The organism is Alkalihalobacillus bogoriensis ATCC BAA-922 (genome assembly GCF_000621445.1).
GTDB lineage: Bacteria > Bacillota > Bacilli > Bacillales > Bacillaceae_F > Bacillus_AO > Bacillus_AO bogoriense.
In genome coordinates this window covers 18,260-38,009 of record NZ_JHYI01000037.1, presented here as the reverse complement: position 1 = coordinate 38,009, position 19,750 = coordinate 18,260, and the positions used below count along the sequence as shown (strand labels likewise).

The 19,750-nt window shown below is 37.7% G+C and carries 16 protein-coding genes; 2 read left to right on the top strand and 14 right to left on the bottom strand.

Annotated elements, in window-relative coordinates:
• Positions 1-225: 225 nt before the first annotated feature.
• The gene (locus T323_RS0113995) at positions 226-1,119 is read right to left on the bottom strand and encodes a diacylglycerol kinase (RefSeq protein ID WP_035178757.1); all 894 of its coding nucleotides are present in this window, start codon (positions 1,117-1,119) and stop codon (positions 226-228) included.
• A gap of 157 nt (positions 1,120-1,276) precedes the next feature.
• Here T323_RS0113995 and T323_RS0113990 point away from each other — a divergent pair, with 157 nt between their 5' ends.
• A complete protein-coding gene (locus T323_RS0113990) occupies positions 1,277-1,657 on the top strand; it encodes a VOC family protein (protein ID WP_026673853.1) in 381 nt (126 codons plus the stop codon).
• A 302-nt stretch (positions 1,658-1,959) separates the two neighbouring features.
• Here T323_RS0113990 and gatB read toward each other — a convergent pair whose 3' ends face one another.
• The 13 genes from gatB to T323_RS0113925 all read right to left on the bottom strand — a co-directional run bounded on the left by gatB (position 1,960) and on the right by T323_RS0113925 (position 19,306).
• Positions 1,960-3,390, bottom strand: coding sequence for an Asp-tRNA(Asn)/Glu-tRNA(Gln) amidotransferase subunit GatB (gatB, locus tag T323_RS0113985; protein ID WP_026673852.1), 1,431 nt, complete (start codon positions 3,388-3,390; stop codon positions 1,960-1,962).
• Between the two features lie 15 nt (positions 3,391-3,405).
• Complete coding sequence (gatA, locus tag T323_RS0113980; RefSeq protein WP_026673851.1) at positions 3,406-4,863, bottom strand: Asp-tRNA(Asn)/Glu-tRNA(Gln) amidotransferase subunit GatA; 1,458 nt, start codon at positions 4,861-4,863, stop codon at positions 3,406-3,408.
• Positions 4,864-4,881: 18 nt separating this feature from the next.
• On the bottom strand, positions 4,882-5,172 hold the full coding sequence (gatC, locus tag T323_RS0113975; RefSeq protein ID WP_026673850.1) for an Asp-tRNA(Asn)/Glu-tRNA(Gln) amidotransferase subunit GatC: 291 nt from the start codon (positions 5,170-5,172) through the stop codon (positions 4,882-4,884).
• A 381-nt stretch (positions 5,173-5,553) separates the two neighbouring features.
• On the bottom strand, positions 5,554-6,726 hold the full coding sequence (locus T323_RS0113970; protein ID WP_035178755.1) for a CamS family sex pheromone protein: 1,173 nt from the start codon (positions 6,724-6,726) through the stop codon (positions 5,554-5,556).
• Between the two features lie 32 nt (positions 6,727-6,758).
• Positions 6,759-8,777, bottom strand: a complete 2,019-nt coding sequence (ligA, locus tag T323_RS0113965) for an NAD-dependent DNA ligase LigA (protein WP_026673848.1) — start codon at positions 8,775-8,777, stop codon at positions 6,759-6,761.
• A gap of 18 nt (positions 8,778-8,795) precedes the next feature.
• Complete coding sequence (gene pcrA, locus T323_RS0113960) at positions 8,796-11,000, bottom strand: DNA helicase PcrA (RefSeq protein ID WP_051556538.1); 2,205 nt, start codon at positions 10,998-11,000, stop codon at positions 8,796-8,798.
• An 87-nt stretch (positions 11,001-11,087) separates the two neighbouring features.
• Positions 11,088-11,774, bottom strand: coding sequence for a heptaprenylglyceryl phosphate synthase (gene pcrB / locus T323_RS0113955; RefSeq protein WP_026673846.1), 687 nt, complete (start codon positions 11,772-11,774; stop codon positions 11,088-11,090).
• 110 nt (positions 11,775-11,884) lie between these two features.
• Positions 11,885-12,994, bottom strand: coding sequence for a Ger(x)C family spore germination protein (locus tag T323_RS0113950; protein WP_026673845.1), 1,110 nt, complete (start codon positions 12,992-12,994; stop codon positions 11,885-11,887).
• Positions 12,972-14,087, bottom strand: a complete 1,116-nt coding sequence (locus T323_RS0113945; protein WP_026673844.1) for a GerAB/ArcD/ProY family transporter — start codon at positions 14,085-14,087, stop codon at positions 12,972-12,974. Before T323_RS0113945 ends, T323_RS0113950 begins: the two co-directional genes overlap by 23 nt.
• Before the next feature lie 3 nt (positions 14,088-14,090).
• Positions 14,091-15,581 carry a spore germination protein gene (locus T323_RS0113940; protein ID WP_245613729.1) on the bottom strand — a complete coding sequence of 497 codons (1,491 nt, stop codon included), beginning with the start codon at positions 15,579-15,581 and terminating at the stop codon, positions 14,091-14,093.
• Between the two features lie 585 nt (positions 15,582-16,166).
• Positions 16,167-16,475: a YerC/YecD family TrpR-related protein gene (locus T323_RS0113935; RefSeq protein WP_026673842.1), complete on the bottom strand. Its 309-nt coding sequence runs from the start codon at positions 16,473-16,475 to the stop codon at positions 16,167-16,169.
• Between the two features lie 21 nt (positions 16,476-16,496).
• Positions 16,497-17,510 carry a DUF3048 domain-containing protein gene (locus tag T323_RS0113930; protein ID WP_026673841.1) on the bottom strand — a complete coding sequence of 338 codons (1,014 nt, stop codon included), beginning with the start codon at positions 17,508-17,510 and terminating at the stop codon, positions 16,497-16,499.
• 50 nt (positions 17,511-17,560) lie between these two features.
• Positions 17,561-19,306 carry an adenine deaminase C-terminal domain-containing protein gene (locus T323_RS0113925; protein ID WP_026673840.1) on the bottom strand — a complete coding sequence of 582 codons (1,746 nt, stop codon included), beginning with the start codon at positions 19,304-19,306 and terminating at the stop codon, positions 17,561-17,563.
• A 120-nt stretch (positions 19,307-19,426) separates the two neighbouring features.
• Here T323_RS0113925 and T323_RS0113920 point away from each other — a divergent pair, with 120 nt between their 5' ends.
• Positions 19,427-19,708, top strand: coding sequence for a YgaP family membrane protein (locus T323_RS0113920; RefSeq protein WP_026673839.1), 282 nt, complete (start codon positions 19,427-19,429; stop codon positions 19,706-19,708).
• The last annotated feature ends 42 nt before the right edge of the window (positions 19,709-19,750 follow it).

Here is a 19,750-nt window from a genome sequence, read left to right as displayed (position 1 = left end):
CTTTTTGAATTTTATCGGACATTCGTTCCGTTATTGCCATGTTTTTCGGGGGTTTTTGTCTTCATTTTTCACTAATAGCGGAATAGGTGTCCATTACGTTATTAATTCTGCTGTTTTTTCCCACGTTAAAGGATTATATGTCCGTAAGATTTTGCTTCCATTACACAAAAAAGGGTGTCCAAAAACTTATTGTTTGGACACCCCGCTTAAAATAGCGAATTGACTTTATTTGTCTTTCGGTTTTGGTGCTAGCATATCAAAATGATGATATAAATTTACAAACTCACCTGGAAGCATCCCACCATATTCGCCGTCAAGATTGAGCTGCATATCGCCCGCCACTTCAACTTTCACTCGACTTGCTTGAATATACATCACTTTTTCATCATTAATATGTTCGCCACGTAATGCCCTACTAGCAATTCGAATAAATTCTGGGAATGATGTTTTTTTGACTAGCAATAAATCAAACATCCCGTCGTTCAACAGCGCTTTCGGAGCTAAACGCTCAAAACCTCCAACTGAATTAGTGTTACAAATTAAAAACATCATGATTTCGCCTTCAAACAGCTTCCCATCATACTCAATTCGAACAGCGGTTGGCGCAATAGTCGGTAGCTTTTCAAAACCTTTCATATAATAGGCTAGTTGCCCCATTAATGTTTTATGTTTGCTCGGCACTTCATACGTTAGCTCTGTCAACGTCCCGCCTGCTGCAATATTAACGAAATAATGATTTTCCGCTCTTCCAATATCGACAGGGATCGTATGACCTTCACATAAAATGTCACACGCTTCGATTATATCTCGTGGGATCGATAACGCTCTGGCAAAATCATTTGTTGTCCCTGCTGGAAGCAATCCTAATTTAGGACGATATGGTTGTTCAGCCAACCCATTGACCACTTCATTAATTGTTCCGTCACCACCAGCTGCAACGACGAGATCATAACGACGCTCACTTGCCAGCTTTGCTGCTCTCGTTGCGCAACCATCTCCAGTTGTCGCGTGAGCAGAAGCTTCATAACCAACCTTTTCTAAGCGTTCTAATATATATGGCAAATGTTTGCGCATTTGTTCTCTTCCTGATGAAGGATTATATATTACTCGAGCTCTCATACTATCTCCTACTTTTTTCAAAGAATTATTCCATCATTTAACATGTCCATTGTACCTTTTTTTAATAATGTTTTCTAGTGACGTGCATAACCTGATCTATTTTAAAGGGTTTTCTTCCAATAAACCCGAATATTTACATTAAAAAAGGAGGTATTCGATGGAAATTAAAATGAATTACATTATTTTATATGTCGACGATACAACACGTTCTGTTCAGTTTTATCATCATCTTCTCCAATTACCGATTCGTGGCGAACACGGGACCTACATTGAATTTTCCACAGGAAATACGATACTTGCAATTAATATAAAAGAAGACATTACTGAAATGACAGGTTTTACTTTTCAAGAAAGAATGTCCTCTAACACATTTGAATTAGGATTTGTTGTAGATGATGTACCTGCTACTATTGAATTTCTTCGTGAAAAAGGGGTACCTGTGTTAGTCGAACCTATTGAAAAGCCATGGGGCCAAATTGTTGCTTATGTGTCAGACCCTGATGGCCATTATATTGAAATTTGTAGTGCAATAGAGTAAGAAATAGAGCCCCTTGAACAATTTCACCAGGGGGCTTTTTATATTTCCATAACGGACATGTGTTCCGCTATTCTAGCAAAATCACGTTTTTTTCGTTTCTTATCGGACATACGTTCCGCTATTTCACAAAAATAGTACTCTAGTGCTCTCCATTTCTTACAATAACGGAACCAGCGTCCGTTACCATTGTGTAATCAGTAGAAAACCTTCAAATAGCGGAACCTATGTCCGCAAAAAATAAGGAAGCTGTCGAGATTGTCTCGACAGCTTATGAAGCAGACCTGTTTGGCTACTTCTATTCTTTATCTTTTCTTTAGTTCTTCCATTAACAATTTATTCACCATTGGTGGATTTGCTTTTCCTTTAGTCGCCTTCATAACTTGTCCGACGAGGAATCCAATCGCCTTTTCTTTTCCAGCTTTGAAGTCTTCAACAGACTGTTGGTTGTTATCGATAATTTCCGTTACTATTTTCAATAATTCCCCCTCATCTGAAATTTGAACAAGTCCTTTTTCTTTTACGATATCCTCAGGATTTCCACCTTTTTCAATTAAATCTTTAAAAACTTGCTTTGCAATTTTCGAAGAGATCGTTCCTTTTTCAATGAGTCCAATTAACGAAGCTAAGCTTTCTGGTGTTAGCGGAACATCTCCAATTTCTTGCCCATTTGCATTTAGATAAGCAGAAACTTCACCCATTAACCAGTTTGAAGCTTGTTTGGCATCAGCACCAGCCCCTACAGTTGCTTCAAAGAAATCAGACATTTCCTTCGTTAATGTTAAGACGTTAGCATCATATGCTGGCAACCCTAGCTGTTCCACATAACGCGCTTTTCGTTTATCTGGTAGCTCTGGTATTTCGGCACGAATCCGTTCTTTCCATTCATCATCAATATATAATTCCACTAAATCTGGCTCTGGAAAATAACGATAATCATCCGATCCTTCTTTAACCCGCATTAAAATCGTTTCGTTTTTCGCTTCATCAAAACGACGTGTTTCTTGATCAATCACGCCACCAGCTAGTAAAACTTTTTCTTGGCGAATTTCTTCAAACTCTAACCCTTTTCTTACAAAGTTAAACGAGTTTAAATTTTTCAATTCCGTTTTCGTTCCAAATTCTTTTTGTCCGACTGGACGTAAGGAAATATTAGCGTCACAACGTAACGATCCTTCTTCCATCTTACAATCAGACACACCTGTATATTGGATGATCGACTTTAATTTCTCAAGGTAAGCATAAGCTTCTTCAGGTGTTCGAATATCTGGTTCGGATACGATTTCAATTAAAGGTGTGCCTTGACGGTTAAAATCGACTAATGAGTAGCCATTACTCGTATGCGTTAGTTTCCCTGCATCTTCTTCTAAATGCAAGCGAGTAATGCCGATTCGCTTTTTCTCTCCATTGACTTCGATATCAATCCACCCATGTTCCCCAATCGGTTTATCAAATTGCGAAATTTGATATGCCTTAGGATTATCCGGGTAAAAATAATTCTTTCGGTCGAACTTCGTTTCTGTCGCTACTTCACAATTTAACGCCATCGCAGCTTTCATCGCAAATTCTACAGCTGCTTTATTTAAAACAGGTAACACACCTGGGTAACCTAAATCTATAACAGACGTATTTGAATTTGGTGAGTCCCCGAAATGGTTCGGACTTGCAGAGAAAATTTTTGATTCTGTTTTTAACTCGACATGGACTTCAAGACCAATGACCGTTTCATATTTCATTTTCGTTTCACCCCTTTACAATTGTGGTTTTTGTTTATGGTAATCTGTTGCTTGTTCATATGCGTGAGCAACACGATAGACAGTGCTTTCATCAAAATGCTTTCCGATGATTTGTAATCCTAGTGGAAGTCCATTTGAAAATCCGCACGGCACTGATATACCAGGTACACCAGCTAGGTTTACTGGAATCGTTAAAATATCATTGGCATACATTGTCATTGGGTCATCGATGTTTTCTCCAACTTTAAATGCAGGAGTTGGTGCTGTTGGTCCGATGATGACATCATATTTTTCAAACACATTTTCAAAATCTTCTTTAATTAACGTCCGTACTTTTTGTGCTTTTTTATAATACGCATCATAATAGCCTGAACTTAATGCAAACGTTCCAAGCATAATTCGACGTTTAACCTCTTCACCAAAGCCTTCTGCTCTCGTATTTTTGTACATATCAATGAGATTATCTGCGTTGTCTGAACGATATCCGTAGCGAACACCATCAAAGCGTGAAAGATTAGCTGATGCTTCAGAAGAAGATAGTAAATAATAAGTCGCAAGGGCATATTTAGAGTGAGGAAGAGATACTTCTTCCCATGTTGCTCCAAGCCCTTCTAACACTTTAAGGGCATCAAGAACCGATTGCTTTACCTCTGCTTGCACACCTTCCATTAAGTACTCTTTTGGCACTGCAATTTTTAAGCCTTTTACATCTCCTGTTAAAGATGATAAAAAGTCTGGGACATCAACATTAGCTGAAGTTCCGTCCATTTTGTCGACCCCAGAAATCGCTTGTAATAAATACGCATTGTCTTCGACTGTATTTGTGATTGGACCAATTTGATCTAATGATGAAGCAAATGCCACTAATCCAAAGCGAGAAACACGGCCATAAGTTGGTTTTAAGCCAACGACACCACAATAAGAAGCTGGCTGCCGAATCGACCCACCTGTATCAGAGCCTAGTGAAAATGGGACTTCTCCTGCAGCAACCGCAGCAGCCGAACCACCACTTGATCCTCCTGGTACAGTATTTAAATTCCAAGGGTTTCTTGTATCAGCAAATGCTGAATTTTCAGTGGAGGAACCCATCGCAAATTCATCCATATTAAGCTTTCCAATCGTTACAGCTTCGGCGCTTGTTAACTTTTGCACAACTGTTGCATCATAAATGGGGTTGAAGTTTTCTAAAATTCGACTTGCACATGTTGTACGTAAGTTTTTTGTCACGATATTATCTTTAATTCCAATCGGCATACCAAATAAGAGGCCATATTGATCTTTCGTTCCCACCGCCTCATCTAATTGCTTAGCATATGCTGTTGCGCGTTCTTCATCAAGGGTAATGAACGCCTTTACTTTGTCATCCACCTCATGAATGCGTTTATATGATTCACTGACTAAATCCGAAACCGATATTTCTTTTTTATGTAATTTGTTATGTAGTTCAGCTATCTTAAAATCAAATAATGACATGAACGTAAATCCTCCTCTCTATTCTAATATCGAAGGGACACTAAATTGTCCTTCTTCTTTGTCAGGGGCATTTTTTAAAACTTCTTCAACTGGCAATCCTTTTTCAGGCTTGTCCTCACGTAATACGTTTTTCATATCCAACACGTGAGAGGTTGGTTTAACGTTTTCTGTATCAAGCTCATTTAATTGTTCGGCAAATGTGATGATCGCATCTAATTGTTTCGTAAATTTAACCGCTTCCTCATCTGTAATTGAAAGTCTTGCAAGATGAGCGACGTGTTTCACTTGTTCTTCTGAAATTCGAGACATTTTCTCCACCTCCATTAGTCGTTCCGTTTACAATAAATTGATAATACCAAATTACGTTCTATTAGGCAACAAACCTCAAGCACCATGCAAGGTTTCTCCATTTCTATCACTTTTTAAAAATTATATTCGCATAATAATACTAGTCCCGTTCCGGACATCTATTCCGCTACTTTATAAAATTCTTCGTTTTTCTCTTCCTTTTCGGACATACGTTCCGTTATTTGACGAAACGAGCGACAAAAACATCTCATTTTGCGATAGTAACGGATCCTGTGTCCGTAAGCTTTTGAGAAACAGTGTTTTTCCTTTAAATAACGGAACCTATGTCCTTAAAAAAGAGCAAAGAAAGCTGTCGAGAAAGAATTCGACAGCTTTGGATGTTTAGCGGTAAATATGAATAAATGGTTCTTCATCTGGATTACGGACAATTAAGCTTTCTTGACCACTAATGGATGTGATATATACTTGGACTTTATAGCCGGATGGAAATATTTGTGTAATTTTATCAGCGACATATTGACTTAAAGCAACAACTTCCGTTTTTCCATAAAAGCGAATCGGAACTTCAATGCTTAGTTCTTGAAGCTGTTCGTTTTTATAGTAACCTTTTCCGACAACTCCAATATAATTATCAAAGAAGTCATTAACTTCTTCGTTAAATTTACTAACTCGTTCGGCGTCATTTCGTTGGTCATTATTCGCTTCAGTGGATGGGAACAAATAATAACGTTCATTTATTTTTTGCCAGTTTCCGATTTCACGATTCGGCTCTGCCACCGCTTTATAAATAAAAGTTCCAGGAATAACCGCTTCACGTTGTTGCTCTTCAAACAACGCAACGACAATCGGAATTTCACTTAAAATCCCTTCTTCTCTCGTTTCGGAACGGAGCCGCTCGACCACTTGATCTGCCATTTTTTGTCCCGCTTTAATCATCTCATCACGGTCGACTTCTTGCTCATAAAAATAATAGCCACCGTTTTCATCGATGATTCGGAAATGATAGATACTGTTCATCGAGAGGCCAACGACAATTCCACCTAGCTCAAGTTGTCCGTTGGAATTTTCAACTAAATAATTATGCTCGAGAATATGAGACAAATACCGAGGTTGGTTTTCTTCTCTTGCTTTGTCATCTTCCCCTTCACCTAATGGCGGGTTAAGACCGTTCGGGTTATCTTCAGACTCACGCATTAACCAGCTATTTAACTCATCACGTTTAATATATTTTCCTTCTCTAAAAAAATATTGTTCCGGATCAAATTGTTCTTGTGCGATAACCGTTAAACCTAACTCTAGCTGTTCTAAATCAAGACGGTTATGAACAACAGCCGTGCTAAACCCTCTTGCTTCCCCGTGTTGATATTTCCCATCATACAATACACTGCGATAATAATTTTCCGGTGTATATACATCAGGACTTAACTCCACGACTTGTTCTTCTTCAATCGGACCTTCTTCTACGATTTCTTCCTCAGGCTGTAAGAACGGTGAACATCCTGATATGAAAACTATACTTCCTACTATAGCAAGCCATATTCGTTTAACCACCATTGTCCCTCCTCTTCCACACTGTTCTCTCGTTTTTACTTTTCTAACGCTGCTAGCTCATCAACAAGGCGATTTTCGTCCCAAACTGGAATGCCTAGCTGCTCTGCTTTTTCTAATTTTGAACCGGCATCTTCACCAGCAATGAGAAAGTCGGTCTTTTTACTGACACTTCCCGTCACTTTCCCACCGAATAGCTCGATTTTTTCTTTTGCTTCATTTCGCGACAACTGTTCTAACTTGCCTGTCAATACAACGGTTTTCCCTGAAAACGGATTGTCTTCACTTTGTTCTTGCACGACAAGCTTCGGACCTTTATATTCCATATTAACACCAAGCCTGCGAAGCTCTGCAAGTAATTCTACTACTTCTTCATTTTCAAAATAGCGGACAACTGAAGCCGCCATTTTATCGCCAATTTCATGAACCGCAACTAATTCTTCAAATGAAGCTTGCTGGAGGTTTTCCATTGTTTCAAAATGCATCGCCAATGTTTTTGCTGCTTTCGCACCAACAAATCGAATGCCTAGTCCAAACAATAATCGTTCAAGAGAGTTTTGTTTTGTTGCTTCTATCGCTTGTAATAAATTATCAACAGACTTTTCACCCATTCGTTCTAATTGAAGAAGCTCATCACGGTTTAATTTATATAAATCAGCGACATCTTGCACTAATTCATGAGCAAACAATTGCGCGATGACTCGTTCACCTAAACCATCAATATTCATCGCATTTCTCGAAACAAAGTGAATCAACCCTTCCCGAATTTGCGCTGGGCATTTTGGATTAATACACCGAAGAGCGACTTCTCCTTCTAACCGAACAAGTTCACTTCCGCATTCTGGACAATGTGTTGGCATTTGAAAATCTACTTCTTCTCCAGTCCGTAGCTCTGGTAAGACATTGACGACTTCTGGAATAATGTCTCCTGCTTTTTTTACAATAACAGAGTCGCCAATTTTAATGTCTTTTTCGCGAATTAAATCTTCATTATGCAAAGAAGCACGTTTAACTGTTGTTCCCGCTACAGTAACAGCCTCAAGCAATGCAGTTGGTGTAATTGCTCCTGTTCGTCCAACAGTCAGTTCAATTCCAATCAGCTTTGTCATGACTTCTTCTGCTGGAAACTTATAAGCTACCGCCCATCTAGGACTTTTCGCAGTAAATCCTAACTCTTTTTGATGAGCTAACTCATCGACTTTAATGACAATGCCATCAATTTCATATGGCAATGATGCCCTTTTTTCTACCCATTCACTAATATAGGCAATTACTTCATCTATCGATTTACAATAACGATTTTGTTCATTCACTTTAAATCCAAGCGCTTTTAAATACGCTAATCCTTCATGATGGGAGACAAGCTCTTTGCCTTGAAGTAACCCGATCCCATATAAAAAAATATCTAAATTCCGTTTTGCCGCAATTTTCGGATCTAGTTGTCGGAGTGAGCCGGCAGCTGCGTTTCGAGGATTGGCAAACTTTTCTTCACCCGCTTCCTCTTTCGCCTTGTTTAACGCTTCAAACGAGCGTTTTGGCATAAAGGCTTCTCCTCGCACTTCGATATCAACGGCTTCTTTTAAGCGAAGTGGAATTGATCCGATCGTACGAAGGTTTTGCGTAATATCTTCACCAACCGTACCGTCGCCACGAGTTGCTCCACGAACAAGTCGACCTTCTCGGTAAAGTAAAGAAACAGCCAAACCATCAATTTTTAATTCACAGCTATACGTTGGCTCACCGTCAATTCCTTGACGAACACGACGATCAAAGTCACGTAAATCTTGCTCATTAAAAGCATTTCCTAGGCTAAGCATCGGAACTTCATGCTCTACTTTCACAAAATGAGGCAGAGGCTGTCCCCCTATGCGAACAGATGGAGAATCTTCCGTTTGGAGCTCCGGGAATTGTTGTTCGAGTTCTACAAGCTCTCGCATGAGTGAATCATATTCTGCATCTGACACTTTTGGTTGATCTAAGACATAATAATGATAACCATAGTCCTCAAGTAATGCTCGTAATTTTTGGATTTGTTGTTGTGCTGCCGTTTTTTCCATGATCGTCGTATCCTTTCCTTACACCTTTGTAATTGGGGCAAATTTAGCAAAAAGCCGTTTAATGCCAGTAGGTTGTGGGAATGCGATATCTAATTCGATATGCTCTCCTTCCCCTTTTATGCTAACGATTGTGCCAACTCCCCACTTTTTATGTTCTGCTTTATCACCAACACTCCAGCCAAACTTTTCTCCACCTGTCGTCTGAATTTGCGGACGTGGAATTTGTTTTTTTGTCATTGGGGCTGCTTGCGGTCGAGATGATTTCATCCAAAGTGGTTCTGGCTTTTCTTCTTGCATTGATTCGAGTAACTCACTTGGAATTTCGTTAATAAATCTTGATGGCGGATTTGTATTTGTCCGTCCGTATAAAGTTCTAAGTCTAGCACTTGTTAAATATAATGTTTGTTCGGCTCGTGTAATTCCAACATACGCGAGTCTTCGTTCTTCTTCCATTTCATCATTTTCAAATAACGAACGGCTGTGAGGGAAAATCCCTTCTTCCATTCCAATTAAAAAGACAATCGGAAACTCTAATCCTTTAGCGGAGTGTAATGTCATCAGGACAACCGCATCTGCCGGTTTCGCTTCATCTTCATCTAGTTTATCAATATCGGCAACAAGAGCCAAATCAGTAAGGAATGCGATTAATGATTTATCATCGTTTTTCTTTTCGAAGTCCTGTGTAACCGATAAAAACTCATCGATATTTTCAAGCCGGCTTTGTGACTCAAGCGTATTTTCTACTTTTAACATTTCACGATAGCCTGTCCGGTCTAGTAACTCTTCAACTAGCTCTGTTACGGATAAATAGTCTTGCATCGCAATCCAATTATTCATCTGATTCACAAAATCCCGTAGCTTTGTAACAACTCTTGCACCTAAGCCAAGTTCCTCGACTTCTTGTAGTGCTTGAAACATCGAGATATCTTGGTCAAGCGCAAATGCTCCAATTTTATCAACGGTTGCTGCACCAATCCCACGTTTCGGAACATTAATAATTCGTTGTAAACTAATATCATCATCAGGATTGGCGACAAGACGTAAATAAGCAAGAATGTCTTTAATTTCTTTTCGGTCATAGAACTTTGTGCCGCCAACGATATTATATTCAATATTTGCTTTAAGAAGCATTTCCTCAATCACACGTGATTGTGCATTTGTTCGGTATAAAATTGCGATATCTGCATTTTTATACGTTCCTAATCGTGTTGCTTCTTTTATTTTATCCGTCACAAAAAATGCCTCATCTTGTTCTGTGTCTGCCTCGTAATAAAAAATCTTCTGACCATCTTCATTTTCTGTCCAAAGATTTTTCGGTTTACGATTACTATTATTCGCAATGACTTCATTTGCTGCTTGTAAAATGGTTTTTGTTGAACGATAGTTTTGCTCAAGCATAATGACAGTCGCATTCGGGTAATCTTCTTCAAAAGACAGGATATTGGCAATATCGGCCCCACGCCAACGGTAAATCGATTGATCGGAATCCCCTACAACACAAACGTTTTTATATTTCTCACTTAATAGATTCACGAGCTCATATTGCGCTTTGTTTGTATCTTGATACTCATCCACATGAATATATTGAAATTTATTTTGATAATAATCAAGCACTTCTGGAACGAGCTTAAATAATCGAATCGTTGTCATAATTAAATCATCAAAGTCTAAGGACTGATTTTTCTTTAACTGCTTTTCATATTCAACATAAACTTCTGCCGCTGTAGAACGGAATAAATCTTGGTTGCTTGTCGTTTTCATAAAGTCATCGGCTCGTTTTAATTCGTTTTTAGCCGAGCTTATCGTTGCTAATATACTTCTTGCATCAAATTTTTTTGGGTCGATGTTTTTTGTTTTTAAAATTTGCTTTATAACGGATAGCTGGTCAGACCCATCTAAAATCGTAAAATTACTATTTATTCCGATTCGATTACTATCTCTTCTTAAAATTCGAACACACATCGAATGGAATGTTGAAATCCAAATATCTTCTGCGACTGGTCCAACAAGCTTAGCGACACGGTCTTTCATTTCACGTGCGGCTTTGTTTGTAAATGTAATCGCCAAAACATTCCAAGGGGCAACTCCCTTTTCTCGTAATAAATAAGCAATACGATGCGTTAACACTCTTGTCTTTCCACTACCTGCTCCCGCCATAATCAAAAGGGGACCTTCTGTTGTTTTCACGGCTTCTCGTTGCTCTGGATTTAATCCTGCTAGCATTTTCTCAATGATTTTACTTTGCACATTCCCCACCACCAAACGTTTGTTCTTCTATTTATTGTACCTGAACTTGTCTTTAATCACAATCTATCGTTTCACTGCATGAACGGTTTGTAATGCCGCTTGTATGTCATCATATATAATATTTCCTACTATTACAGTGTCTGCAAATTGAGCCATTTCTTTTGCTTGCTCTGCAGTCGTTATGCCTCCACCGTAAAAAAGCTTTGTTTGCTGTAACACTTCTTTCACTCGTTTTACTACAGAAGGCGAGCCATAAGTGCCACTATATTCTAAATAAAAGACTGGTAAAGAAAACATTTTCTCTGCCATTTGCGCATAGGCTACAATGTCATCTTCATCGATATCGGTCATTGCGCTTGTTAACTTCGCTGCCTTGGAATCGCCATTAACGATACAATACCCTTCCATGACGATTTCATCCCAATTCATCATATGTCCAAACTGCTTTACTGCTTGATGATGCAATTGCGTCACCCACATGACATCTTCACTGTTTAACACAAGTGGGATAAAATAATAATCAAAACCAGGAGTAATTGATTCAATATTCGATATTTCTAACACACACGGCACAGAATACCGACGAATACGAGAAAGTAATTGTAACGTATTATCTAATGTTACACCATCCGACCCACCAACGATAATGCCATCTGTACCTGACTCACAAATTAACTCTAAACCTTCATCCGAAATCTCTTTATTCGGGTCTAATTTAAATATATGTTTCCATTCTCTATATTCTCGCATTTCCATTTCCTCCGATACACCATGCAAATTCCTTCCTTGACGATTATATCAAAAAAAGCACCGCATTCTAAGTAGGAAGCGATGCTTTTCAATATTTCTCTTTTTTTCTATTATTTTGTTGAACCTGTCGACACAATGGTAACTTCCACATGAGTCGTCATTTCTGTTTGTGCAAACACATCTCGCCACCTTTCCTTATCCCACTCTTTCGCATTGGCAATACGGAAGCTTTCACCGAATCCTGCTGAATCGGTTTTATGGTTTTGAAACTTAGTGACTAATTTCATCACGTTCGCTTCTAGTGCCTCTTCAACTTGTTTTTCCACTTTTTTTCGTTCTTCCTTAACACCTAAATCATGCTCTCCATTATAATCTTCAATCATGCCTCTAACGTATAAATGTAGAAACATTTTAGGATTAGCCATGTCTGTATTTGCCTTAACATTAAATCTTGATTCAACAAACATTAATAGTAATGTGCTCATTGAACCATCTTCCTCTGTTAATTCCACTTTAATATTCGGTACACGTTTTCGCTTTTTAAACGCTTCAACTAATTTCCCTTCTTCTGGTGTTATCGTGTCAACCATTTTCTCATCTTTAAATAAAGCAACACTCGTTAATTTAATTGTATCATCAACAATTTCTAAATATGGCGTTGTCGGGTCAGAAACATCATCTCTCGCTCGGAAAATAAAATGATGAATCGTGGAATAAGGATTAAACGTTTCTTCTGCTTTAGGTGTTAGCATTTCATTTAAATAGACGTTGATTTCAGGTTTATCTTTATACTCTTTCATTAAAAACTCTTCTGCTGTTCCTTTCACAACAGCAACAAATACATTTGTACCAATTTGAGGGTCACGGTACAAACTATGTAATGCTTTCCATAATCCGACTTCACGGGCATATTCCTCACTAAATAATACGACCCGTAATTGAGAAGTCGACAATACTTTTTCAGACATTGATGATACTTCAAGAATGGCTTCATGTGGTAAGGTCACTTCCGCGGAATAACGTTGCGTTTTTTCTTCTGCATCTTTTTGCGGTTGTGGAAAAGTGACTGTCACTTTCATTTTTTCATCATCAACATAGTCAAAGCCTAATACTCCAACCATACCTAAATCTTCAATAACTGGTTTATCAAGTTCTGGACTACACGCTGATAGCAAGAAGATGCAAACGAAAAGTATATTAAGCTTCGTGAGTATTTTCATGATTCCCCTCTTTTTTTAACTTTGATTTCAACCAATGAACGCATAGTAAAAATACAGGTAAAACAATGACAGCATATTCTGAATAGACATTAATATCACCAAAAATCACTTCTTGTAGCTCCACCGATAATGGACCTAAAAACAACATAATAGAAATAAAAGCAACAGGATATACATGCCAAGCTTTGTCTTTATAGTTAGAAAAAAGCGCATCGACACCTTTTTTGGCCACCCATAAATAAGCAGAGGATGTTGATAACACTAAAAACACCCAAATACTGACACCAAAATTTTCAATCCTTTCCACTAACGGAAGTTGAACCGACTGAAATAAATTTAAAATGGGCAAGACAAGATTGGCTTGTTGCCATGTTGAAAAGTAAACAACACTTGCTAAACATACGACAACATAATACGTAACTGCAATCCAAATTCCAATGGTCATATGGCGGAATGTCTTTTTTTGATTTTGAATATATGGGAAATAAAACAAAACTAACACATACCCAAACATGACACCTGCCCCGCTATGCATCGAGGAAAGCCATATCGATAAATCATGTTCTAATGTTGGTACAGCATGCATTAATTCGCCTTGCTGAAACGCCCATTTTACAAAATAAAGCATCCAGCCCGTAATAAAAAATGAAAAAATACAAAAACGGGCTACCGATTTAATTCCACCTAACACAATTAAGACAAGGACAAAATACAAAGACAAGCTACTAATTAATATTGTATTGTCTGGATATGAAACCGTTTGAAGTACACGTACATAAGAATGGCAGACTGAGGAAGTATGAATAATTGCAAAAAATATGATGAGAACATTAAGTCCTTTACCCACATACTTCCCCAACAGTTTTTCATTAATGGAGTACAACGAACTATCTGGATACCTTTTACATAATGCTAAAATCGGAATTAACGTCAAAGTTGCAATAACCCCATAAATCAATGGTAAAATCCATAAATTATATCCTAACGAGCTAATATCATGAGGCAATGAAAACAAGCCAATTCCGATTAGAACATTTTGTGTTAAAAAGACAACATGATATTTGTTTAGCTTTTTTATTTTTCCTAAGTCCATGCGTTACTCCTCTTCAACTGGTCGGACAAGTTTCTTCTTCGCTCTTGCCATGCCAGACCGTTCTTTAACGTATTTGGAAGGAGCTCGTAATACACTATTTAATAGATCACTCCACTTTCTTGGTATCACTGGTGAGATATATGGTGTTCCTAATGAAGTAAGGTTCGAGATATGATTAATCATCCACGCTAATACAACCATTTGCCCAAACATTCCAAACACACCTGCACCTATAATAAAGAAATAGCGAACAAGTCGAATCGCATTACTCATTAAAAAGTTTGGAGGAATGAATGACAATAAGGCCGTAATCGCAACTAATACAATTAACACATTACTCGCAAGTCCTGCTTCAACTGCAGCTGTCCCTATTACAATCCCTCCAACAATACCAATCGTTTGCCCGATTTTTGTCGGCATTCTTGCCCCAGCTTCACGTAGCACTTCAATAACTAGCTCAATTAACATCACCTCAAAAAGGGGAGGAAATGGTACTTGTGCACGTGACTCTGCTAAAATCGTTAATAATTGCGGTGGTAACATTTCTGGATGAAACGTTAAAACCGAAACATATGTTGACGTTAAAAAAATCGAAATAAAAAAACCTACAAATCGTAACCCTCTTAATAAAGTTGCTGTTGTCCACCGGTTATAATGGTCTTCAGGAGTAATCAAAAAATCCATAAATGTCGCTGGTAATATCGCTGCTTCAGGACTTCCATTCATCATCACAATAATTTTTCCGTCTAATAAACCAGCCATCGTATTATCTGTTCTAACTGTAATACCAAACTGAGGAAAAGGAGACAGTGGTTTATCTTCAAGCATCTGTTTTAACATCGGAAAACCACTAAAGCCATGGAATTCAATATGTTGTATTCTAGAAATGACTCGGTCTACATTTTCTTTATTTGCAATGTTATCCATGTATAAAACGGCTACTGTGTTATTTGTTTCTGTACCTAATATAAACTCTTTCATTTTTAAATGATGAGACCTTATTCTCGTTTTTACTAAAGCTATATTTAAACTTAAGTTTTCAACAAATGAGTCTTGTGGTCCCATTACGGTCGTTTCATTTTCAGGTGCTGCCACAGAGCGGTTTACATCACTTAGAGTGAAAAATTTAATGACTAATTGTCGATTCGTAAAAAACAAAAGGGAATGACCACTCACTACATCGTATACCGCTTGGTCAACATCATCGTTGAGGATTTTGTCACTATTTTTAAAAATATCTTCTGGCTCACGTTCATACGCTTGATTTAATGGTTCATAAATTAAACGTTGCAAGTTTTTCACTTCGACTAATGAGCTTAAATAAATTAAAAAAACAATCTCACCTTGGATTGTGAGTTCTTTAATAATTAAATCGTCCATATTAGACAGTTTCTCTTTTATTGCTGCAACAGTAAGCTGAGGTTTTGTTATTCGTTCAACTTGTTTTTTTGGTTGTTGTAAATGTTTTCGTTTAATTTTTGAAAGTTTTAACAACAGAACGAATCTCCTTTTTCTCATTTTTGTTAGATTTCCCCTATTTTAAGAACAATTATGTATTTCGGTTTGATCCTTCTTATGAAAACGCGGGAGTGTTTTTCATAAGAAGGATCAAAGCTTCACTGCTAGACCAAAATTTTCATACTCCCTTATTTGTCTCATTTTTGCGGTCAGAGCAGCCGTTATTTGTGAACATGATACGGGTTTCCGTTTTTTAGCGGTCACAGGAGCACTTATTCACGCAAAAGCAACTCTATTCCTAGCGATATATTATGATTAACTGCTCCTGTGTCCACCAACGTTCCAAAACGCTAGCCTATAAGAGTTTTCATGGCCGCTTACTTCCCATAAACAACAAAATCGATAACGCGATAACCCCGCCTCAAGTGTTAATGATTCACTTCGGTCTTTTCTTGCTTCTCTCATAGTACCAAGTCCCTAATTCAGTCTAAGAATTTATTAGAACATGTTATACACAAGTCGACTATTTTATAGTTTTGCACAGCCCTGTCCGCTTTTAACAGTTAAAATTTTTATGCTTTCTTATATGACAAAAAAAGCATGAGCCGACCAAAAGGTCACTCACGCTTTTTTTTGTTCTTCTTCTTTTACTCGATCTAACGTCATTTTATATCCATCATTGCCATAGTTTAAGCACCGCTTCACCCTTGAGATTGTCGCTGTACTTGCTCCTGTTTCCGTTTCAATTTTATGATACGTATAGCCATTTTGAAGCATTCTTGCAACTTCAAGCCTTTGTGCAAGCGATTGAATTTCATTAATCGTGCATAAATCATCAAAAAATTGATAACATTCCTCTAAGTTTTGTAGCGTTAAGATCGATTTAAAAAGTTGGTCTAATTCTTTTCCTCTTAGTTTATCAATCTGCACCGTATGCCACTCACCTTTCCTTTATTCAAACACAACATCACCTTGTAAGCTAGGAACTATGTTAATCCATGTTTGCCCTGGAAGAAATGGGAGAATTTGTCCATTTTCTGCTGGAAGTAATCGACCATTGTCATTTACCCACTCAACTTCTTTTGCAACCCCTTGCTGAATAAGTAGTCCTTTTCCCCCAGACGTTAAATCAATATCTCTTCGTCCTTGCTTATCAATGACTTCATGTCTTGTTTCTAAAATAAACACATTTTCAACTGAAACAGGCGCTTCCGTTTCTTTATCAAGTGTTGGTGTTGATCCATTATAGCGATCATAGCTTTGTTCACCTTCATTATATCGGAACGTCACATTATTTGAACCATAATTCACAGCAACAGTTGTCGCAACAGTGCCTTCAATAGACTCATCACTTTCTATAAAAGGTAATGGTTCAAACTCTCCTTCTAATCCATAACCTTTATCTTCTAAACCTTGTTTCATCGATGCGAATGAAACATAGGAGTTATGTGGAGCTTTTCTATCACTAGATCTTTGGAAAATCGTGCCATCAAGATACATTCCATTAATAAACTCCGCTTTTCTTTCTTCTTCTAACAATCGCTTTGCTTCTGGACTCCAACCATGTGCGACAAACAGGGCATTATACCCGTTTGATAAATCAATATGGTACTCTCTCGCACTTCGAACAGGTCCAATTCTCTCAGGTTGTTGACTATGGTATACAGCAACAAAACGGGTGATTGATCCTTCGACTAACAATTCATAAACAACATCTGCCATATATAACCCTGATTGAGGTCTAGCAGCAGGGTCATTGTTAATAATGACGGCAAATGGTCGCAATGTAGATATATCTTCATCCGTCTTAACGCCTGTTAGTGGCTGTATATTTTGTGGTTCTGGCTCAATTTCTACTGTTGGTACTTCAGTTTCGGGTTCTGGAGCAACTTCTTCTTTGCCACACCCAGAAATAACAAAGAAGCAAATCGTAATCATCATAATGGCTTGACTCACTTTTTTCATCTTATAACACACTCTTTTCTCTTTATTGTACCCGCATTTACTTTTATAGTTTAACGCATAATTGAAGGAAAGAGTACATTTTTATTAAATACGTCATAAATTCCCTTTTGTGTTATGCGAATATATGGTAGATGGGTAGAAGAGAAAAAAAGAATACTATAAATTGGGTCTTCGTGCTTATATCCTTTCTCCTTTAATATCGAAACAATCTCTTTTTGTTTTTGAATAACTACGTCCATCGATGCATTTGACATACATCCTAATAATGGCAACTCTAAGTTCGATAATACTTTCCCATCTTCAACGATAACGATACCGCCACCTTGCTTTTTAAGTTGCTGGAACGCTATTATCATATCTTGTTTCTTTTTCCCAATTAAAATGACATCACCCGTATTAGAATAGGAGCTAGCAAAACCACCTAATGAATCTGCAAACCCTTTGATGATTGTGTTGATTCTCCATTTACCATGTTTGTCTAGCATGACAAAATAACACTCATCATGTGAAGTTTCTAAAGCGTCCATCGTATCTTCCAAGCCAATTTGATACGGTTTTAAAATGACTGCGTTCGTCATTTCAATTCCAAGTGGCATTGAAAAATGAAAGTCATCCATTGTCACATCAAAATCAAGTTGTAGTGATGTAACCCCATACTCACCCCAAGGAAACGTTTCTTCTTCATCAACAACGGCATTATATTTTCGTACCCATTTTCCTTTCGCTAACACGGAATGAGGAACTGGATTTTCTTGGTGACTTAAAATATTTAAATGGGCCATTCGACCAGGCGCTATCATTCCTAGTTTTGAGTCCATATTATAATGCTTAGCAACATTATATGATGCCATATGATAAGCCTCGACAGTAGGTACTCCTTTTTCAATCGCAATCGCAATCATTTTATCAATGATACCTTGCTCATAAAAAGCAGGTGTAGATCCATCGGTTGTAAACAGACAACGACTAAAATCGTCAATTCCAAGCTCTAACATTTCTTCTATTATTTTTGGTAAATCCGGACGAATCGATGAATATCGAAGTGAGGTTGTATACCCCATATCTAAACGCATAACGGCTTCTTTCCCCGTCATCGCTTCATGGTCACAGTTTACTCCTAATATTGCCATTTGGGCCAAGGTCCGTTCAGAAGCTCCAGGTAAATGTCCTTCAATCGGCTTCCCAATTCGTTTCGTTTCTTGCATCCAATGAAGAATACTATCATCTCCACCAAGTACTTTCGGCCAGGATGTGAGTTCTCCTCCTTGAACGACTAAATGATGTTCTAGCCACGCTTTCATTTTTGAATAAGAAAACACTTCTTCCTCTTCTTCTAACTCTGTTTGAGCATCATAACGGCACCACCAATACATAGATGTTGGTAATGTTTGGTCTAAAGTCTCAATTAAAGTAAGCGCTTTCTTTTTCTCGAGAGATAAAAAAAACATCATATTGTCATTAATTAAGGTTGTCGTCCCTTTTTGTGATGCATACTTCGCAAAGCTGTGGGGATTATATAATTGAAACGGATGTGCATGATGTTCAATATATCCTGGAACAACAACGTCATTTTGACAGTCAACAATTTCTGTCCCAACAAGGTTGGTTGGCATTAATTCACCAACATAAACAATCCGGTCTTCGTAAATCCATATATTTGCTGACAGCCATTTTCGTCTTGCACTATTTAAATATGTTGCATTCGTTAATAAAATTGTTGGTGCTTTTTCACCACGAATGACAGCTAATTGTTGTCTTAATAATTTTTTTGTCCAACGATAAATTCTATCTGCCATAATATTCACCCAACTTTCATGTAACCGTTGTAATTTTTATCTTACCATAATTTCATTAAGTACAGTATTAAAGTTGTGAAAACTTTATAAAAATCGTGTAAGGAAAGGTGACAAAAACAAATGAAACCTAATATCGGTATTGTAAACTCGCTCATTCGAATTACATGTGGACTTACTCTTCTATCATGGTCTACCGCAAAATTTGTACGAAAGCCAAATCATAGTATGCCACTGCTTGTCGCTATGGCAGGAGCTATGAAAGTCGCTGAAGGATTCACACGTTTTTGCCCCATTACGTACATGATTCAAGAGCAAGCTATCCAAATTCAAAAGCAAAACAATGAAAACAAACAACAAAATGAGCCTCAAACGAATTTTGCAGATGCATTCAACCCATATTAATAAAATCGGTCTAAAACAAAAAAACCTTATAAGAAATTCTTC

What these genes read in the sequence shown, in the direction of transcription:
- T323_RS0113995 (WP_035178757.1), bottom strand. Translation starts at nt 1,119, where the DNA reads ATGAGAGCTCGAGTAATATATAATCCTTCATCAGGAAGAGAACAAATG.
- T323_RS0113990 (WP_026673853.1), top strand. Translation starts at nt 1,277, where the DNA reads ATGGAAATTAAAATGAATTACATTATTTTATATGTCGACGATACAACA.
- gatB (WP_026673852.1), bottom strand. Translation starts at nt 3,390, where the DNA reads ATGAAATATGAAACGGTCATTGGTCTTGAAGTCCATGTCGAGTTAAAA.
- gatA (WP_026673851.1), bottom strand. Translation starts at nt 4,863, where the DNA reads ATGTCATTATTTGATTTTAAGATAGCTGAACTACATAACAAATTACAT.
- gatC (WP_026673850.1), bottom strand. Translation starts at nt 5,172, where the DNA reads ATGTCTCGAATTTCAGAAGAACAAGTGAAACACGTCGCTCATCTTGCA.
- T323_RS0113970 (WP_035178755.1), bottom strand. Translation starts at nt 6,726, where the DNA reads ATGGTGGTTAAACGAATATGGCTTGCTATAGTAGGAAGTATAGTTTTC.
- ligA (WP_026673848.1), bottom strand. Translation starts at nt 8,777, where the DNA reads ATGGAAAAAACGGCAGCACAACAACAAATCCAAAAATTACGAGCATTA.
- pcrA (WP_051556538.1), bottom strand. Translation starts at nt 11,000, where the DNA reads ATGCTAGCAGGATTAAATCCAGAGCAACGAGAAGCCGTGAAAACAACA.
- pcrB (WP_026673846.1), bottom strand. Translation starts at nt 11,774, where the DNA reads ATGCGAGAATATAGAGAATGGAAACATATATTTAAATTAGACCCGAAT.
- T323_RS0113950 (WP_026673845.1), bottom strand. Translation starts at nt 12,994, where the DNA reads ATGAAAATACTCACGAAGCTTAATATACTTTTCGTTTGCATCTTCTTG.
- T323_RS0113945 (WP_026673844.1), bottom strand. Translation starts at nt 14,087, where the DNA reads ATGGACTTAGGAAAAATAAAAAAGCTAAACAAATATCATGTTGTCTTT.
- T323_RS0113930 (WP_026673841.1), bottom strand. Translation starts at nt 17,510, where the DNA reads ATGAAAAAAGTGAGTCAAGCCATTATGATGATTACGATTTGCTTCTTT.
- T323_RS0113925 (WP_026673840.1), bottom strand. Translation starts at nt 19,306, where the DNA reads ATGGCAGATAGAATTTATCGTTGGACAAAAAAATTATTAAGACAACAA.
- T323_RS0113920 (WP_026673839.1), top strand. Translation starts at nt 19,427, where the DNA reads ATGAAACCTAATATCGGTATTGTAAACTCGCTCATTCGAATTACATGT.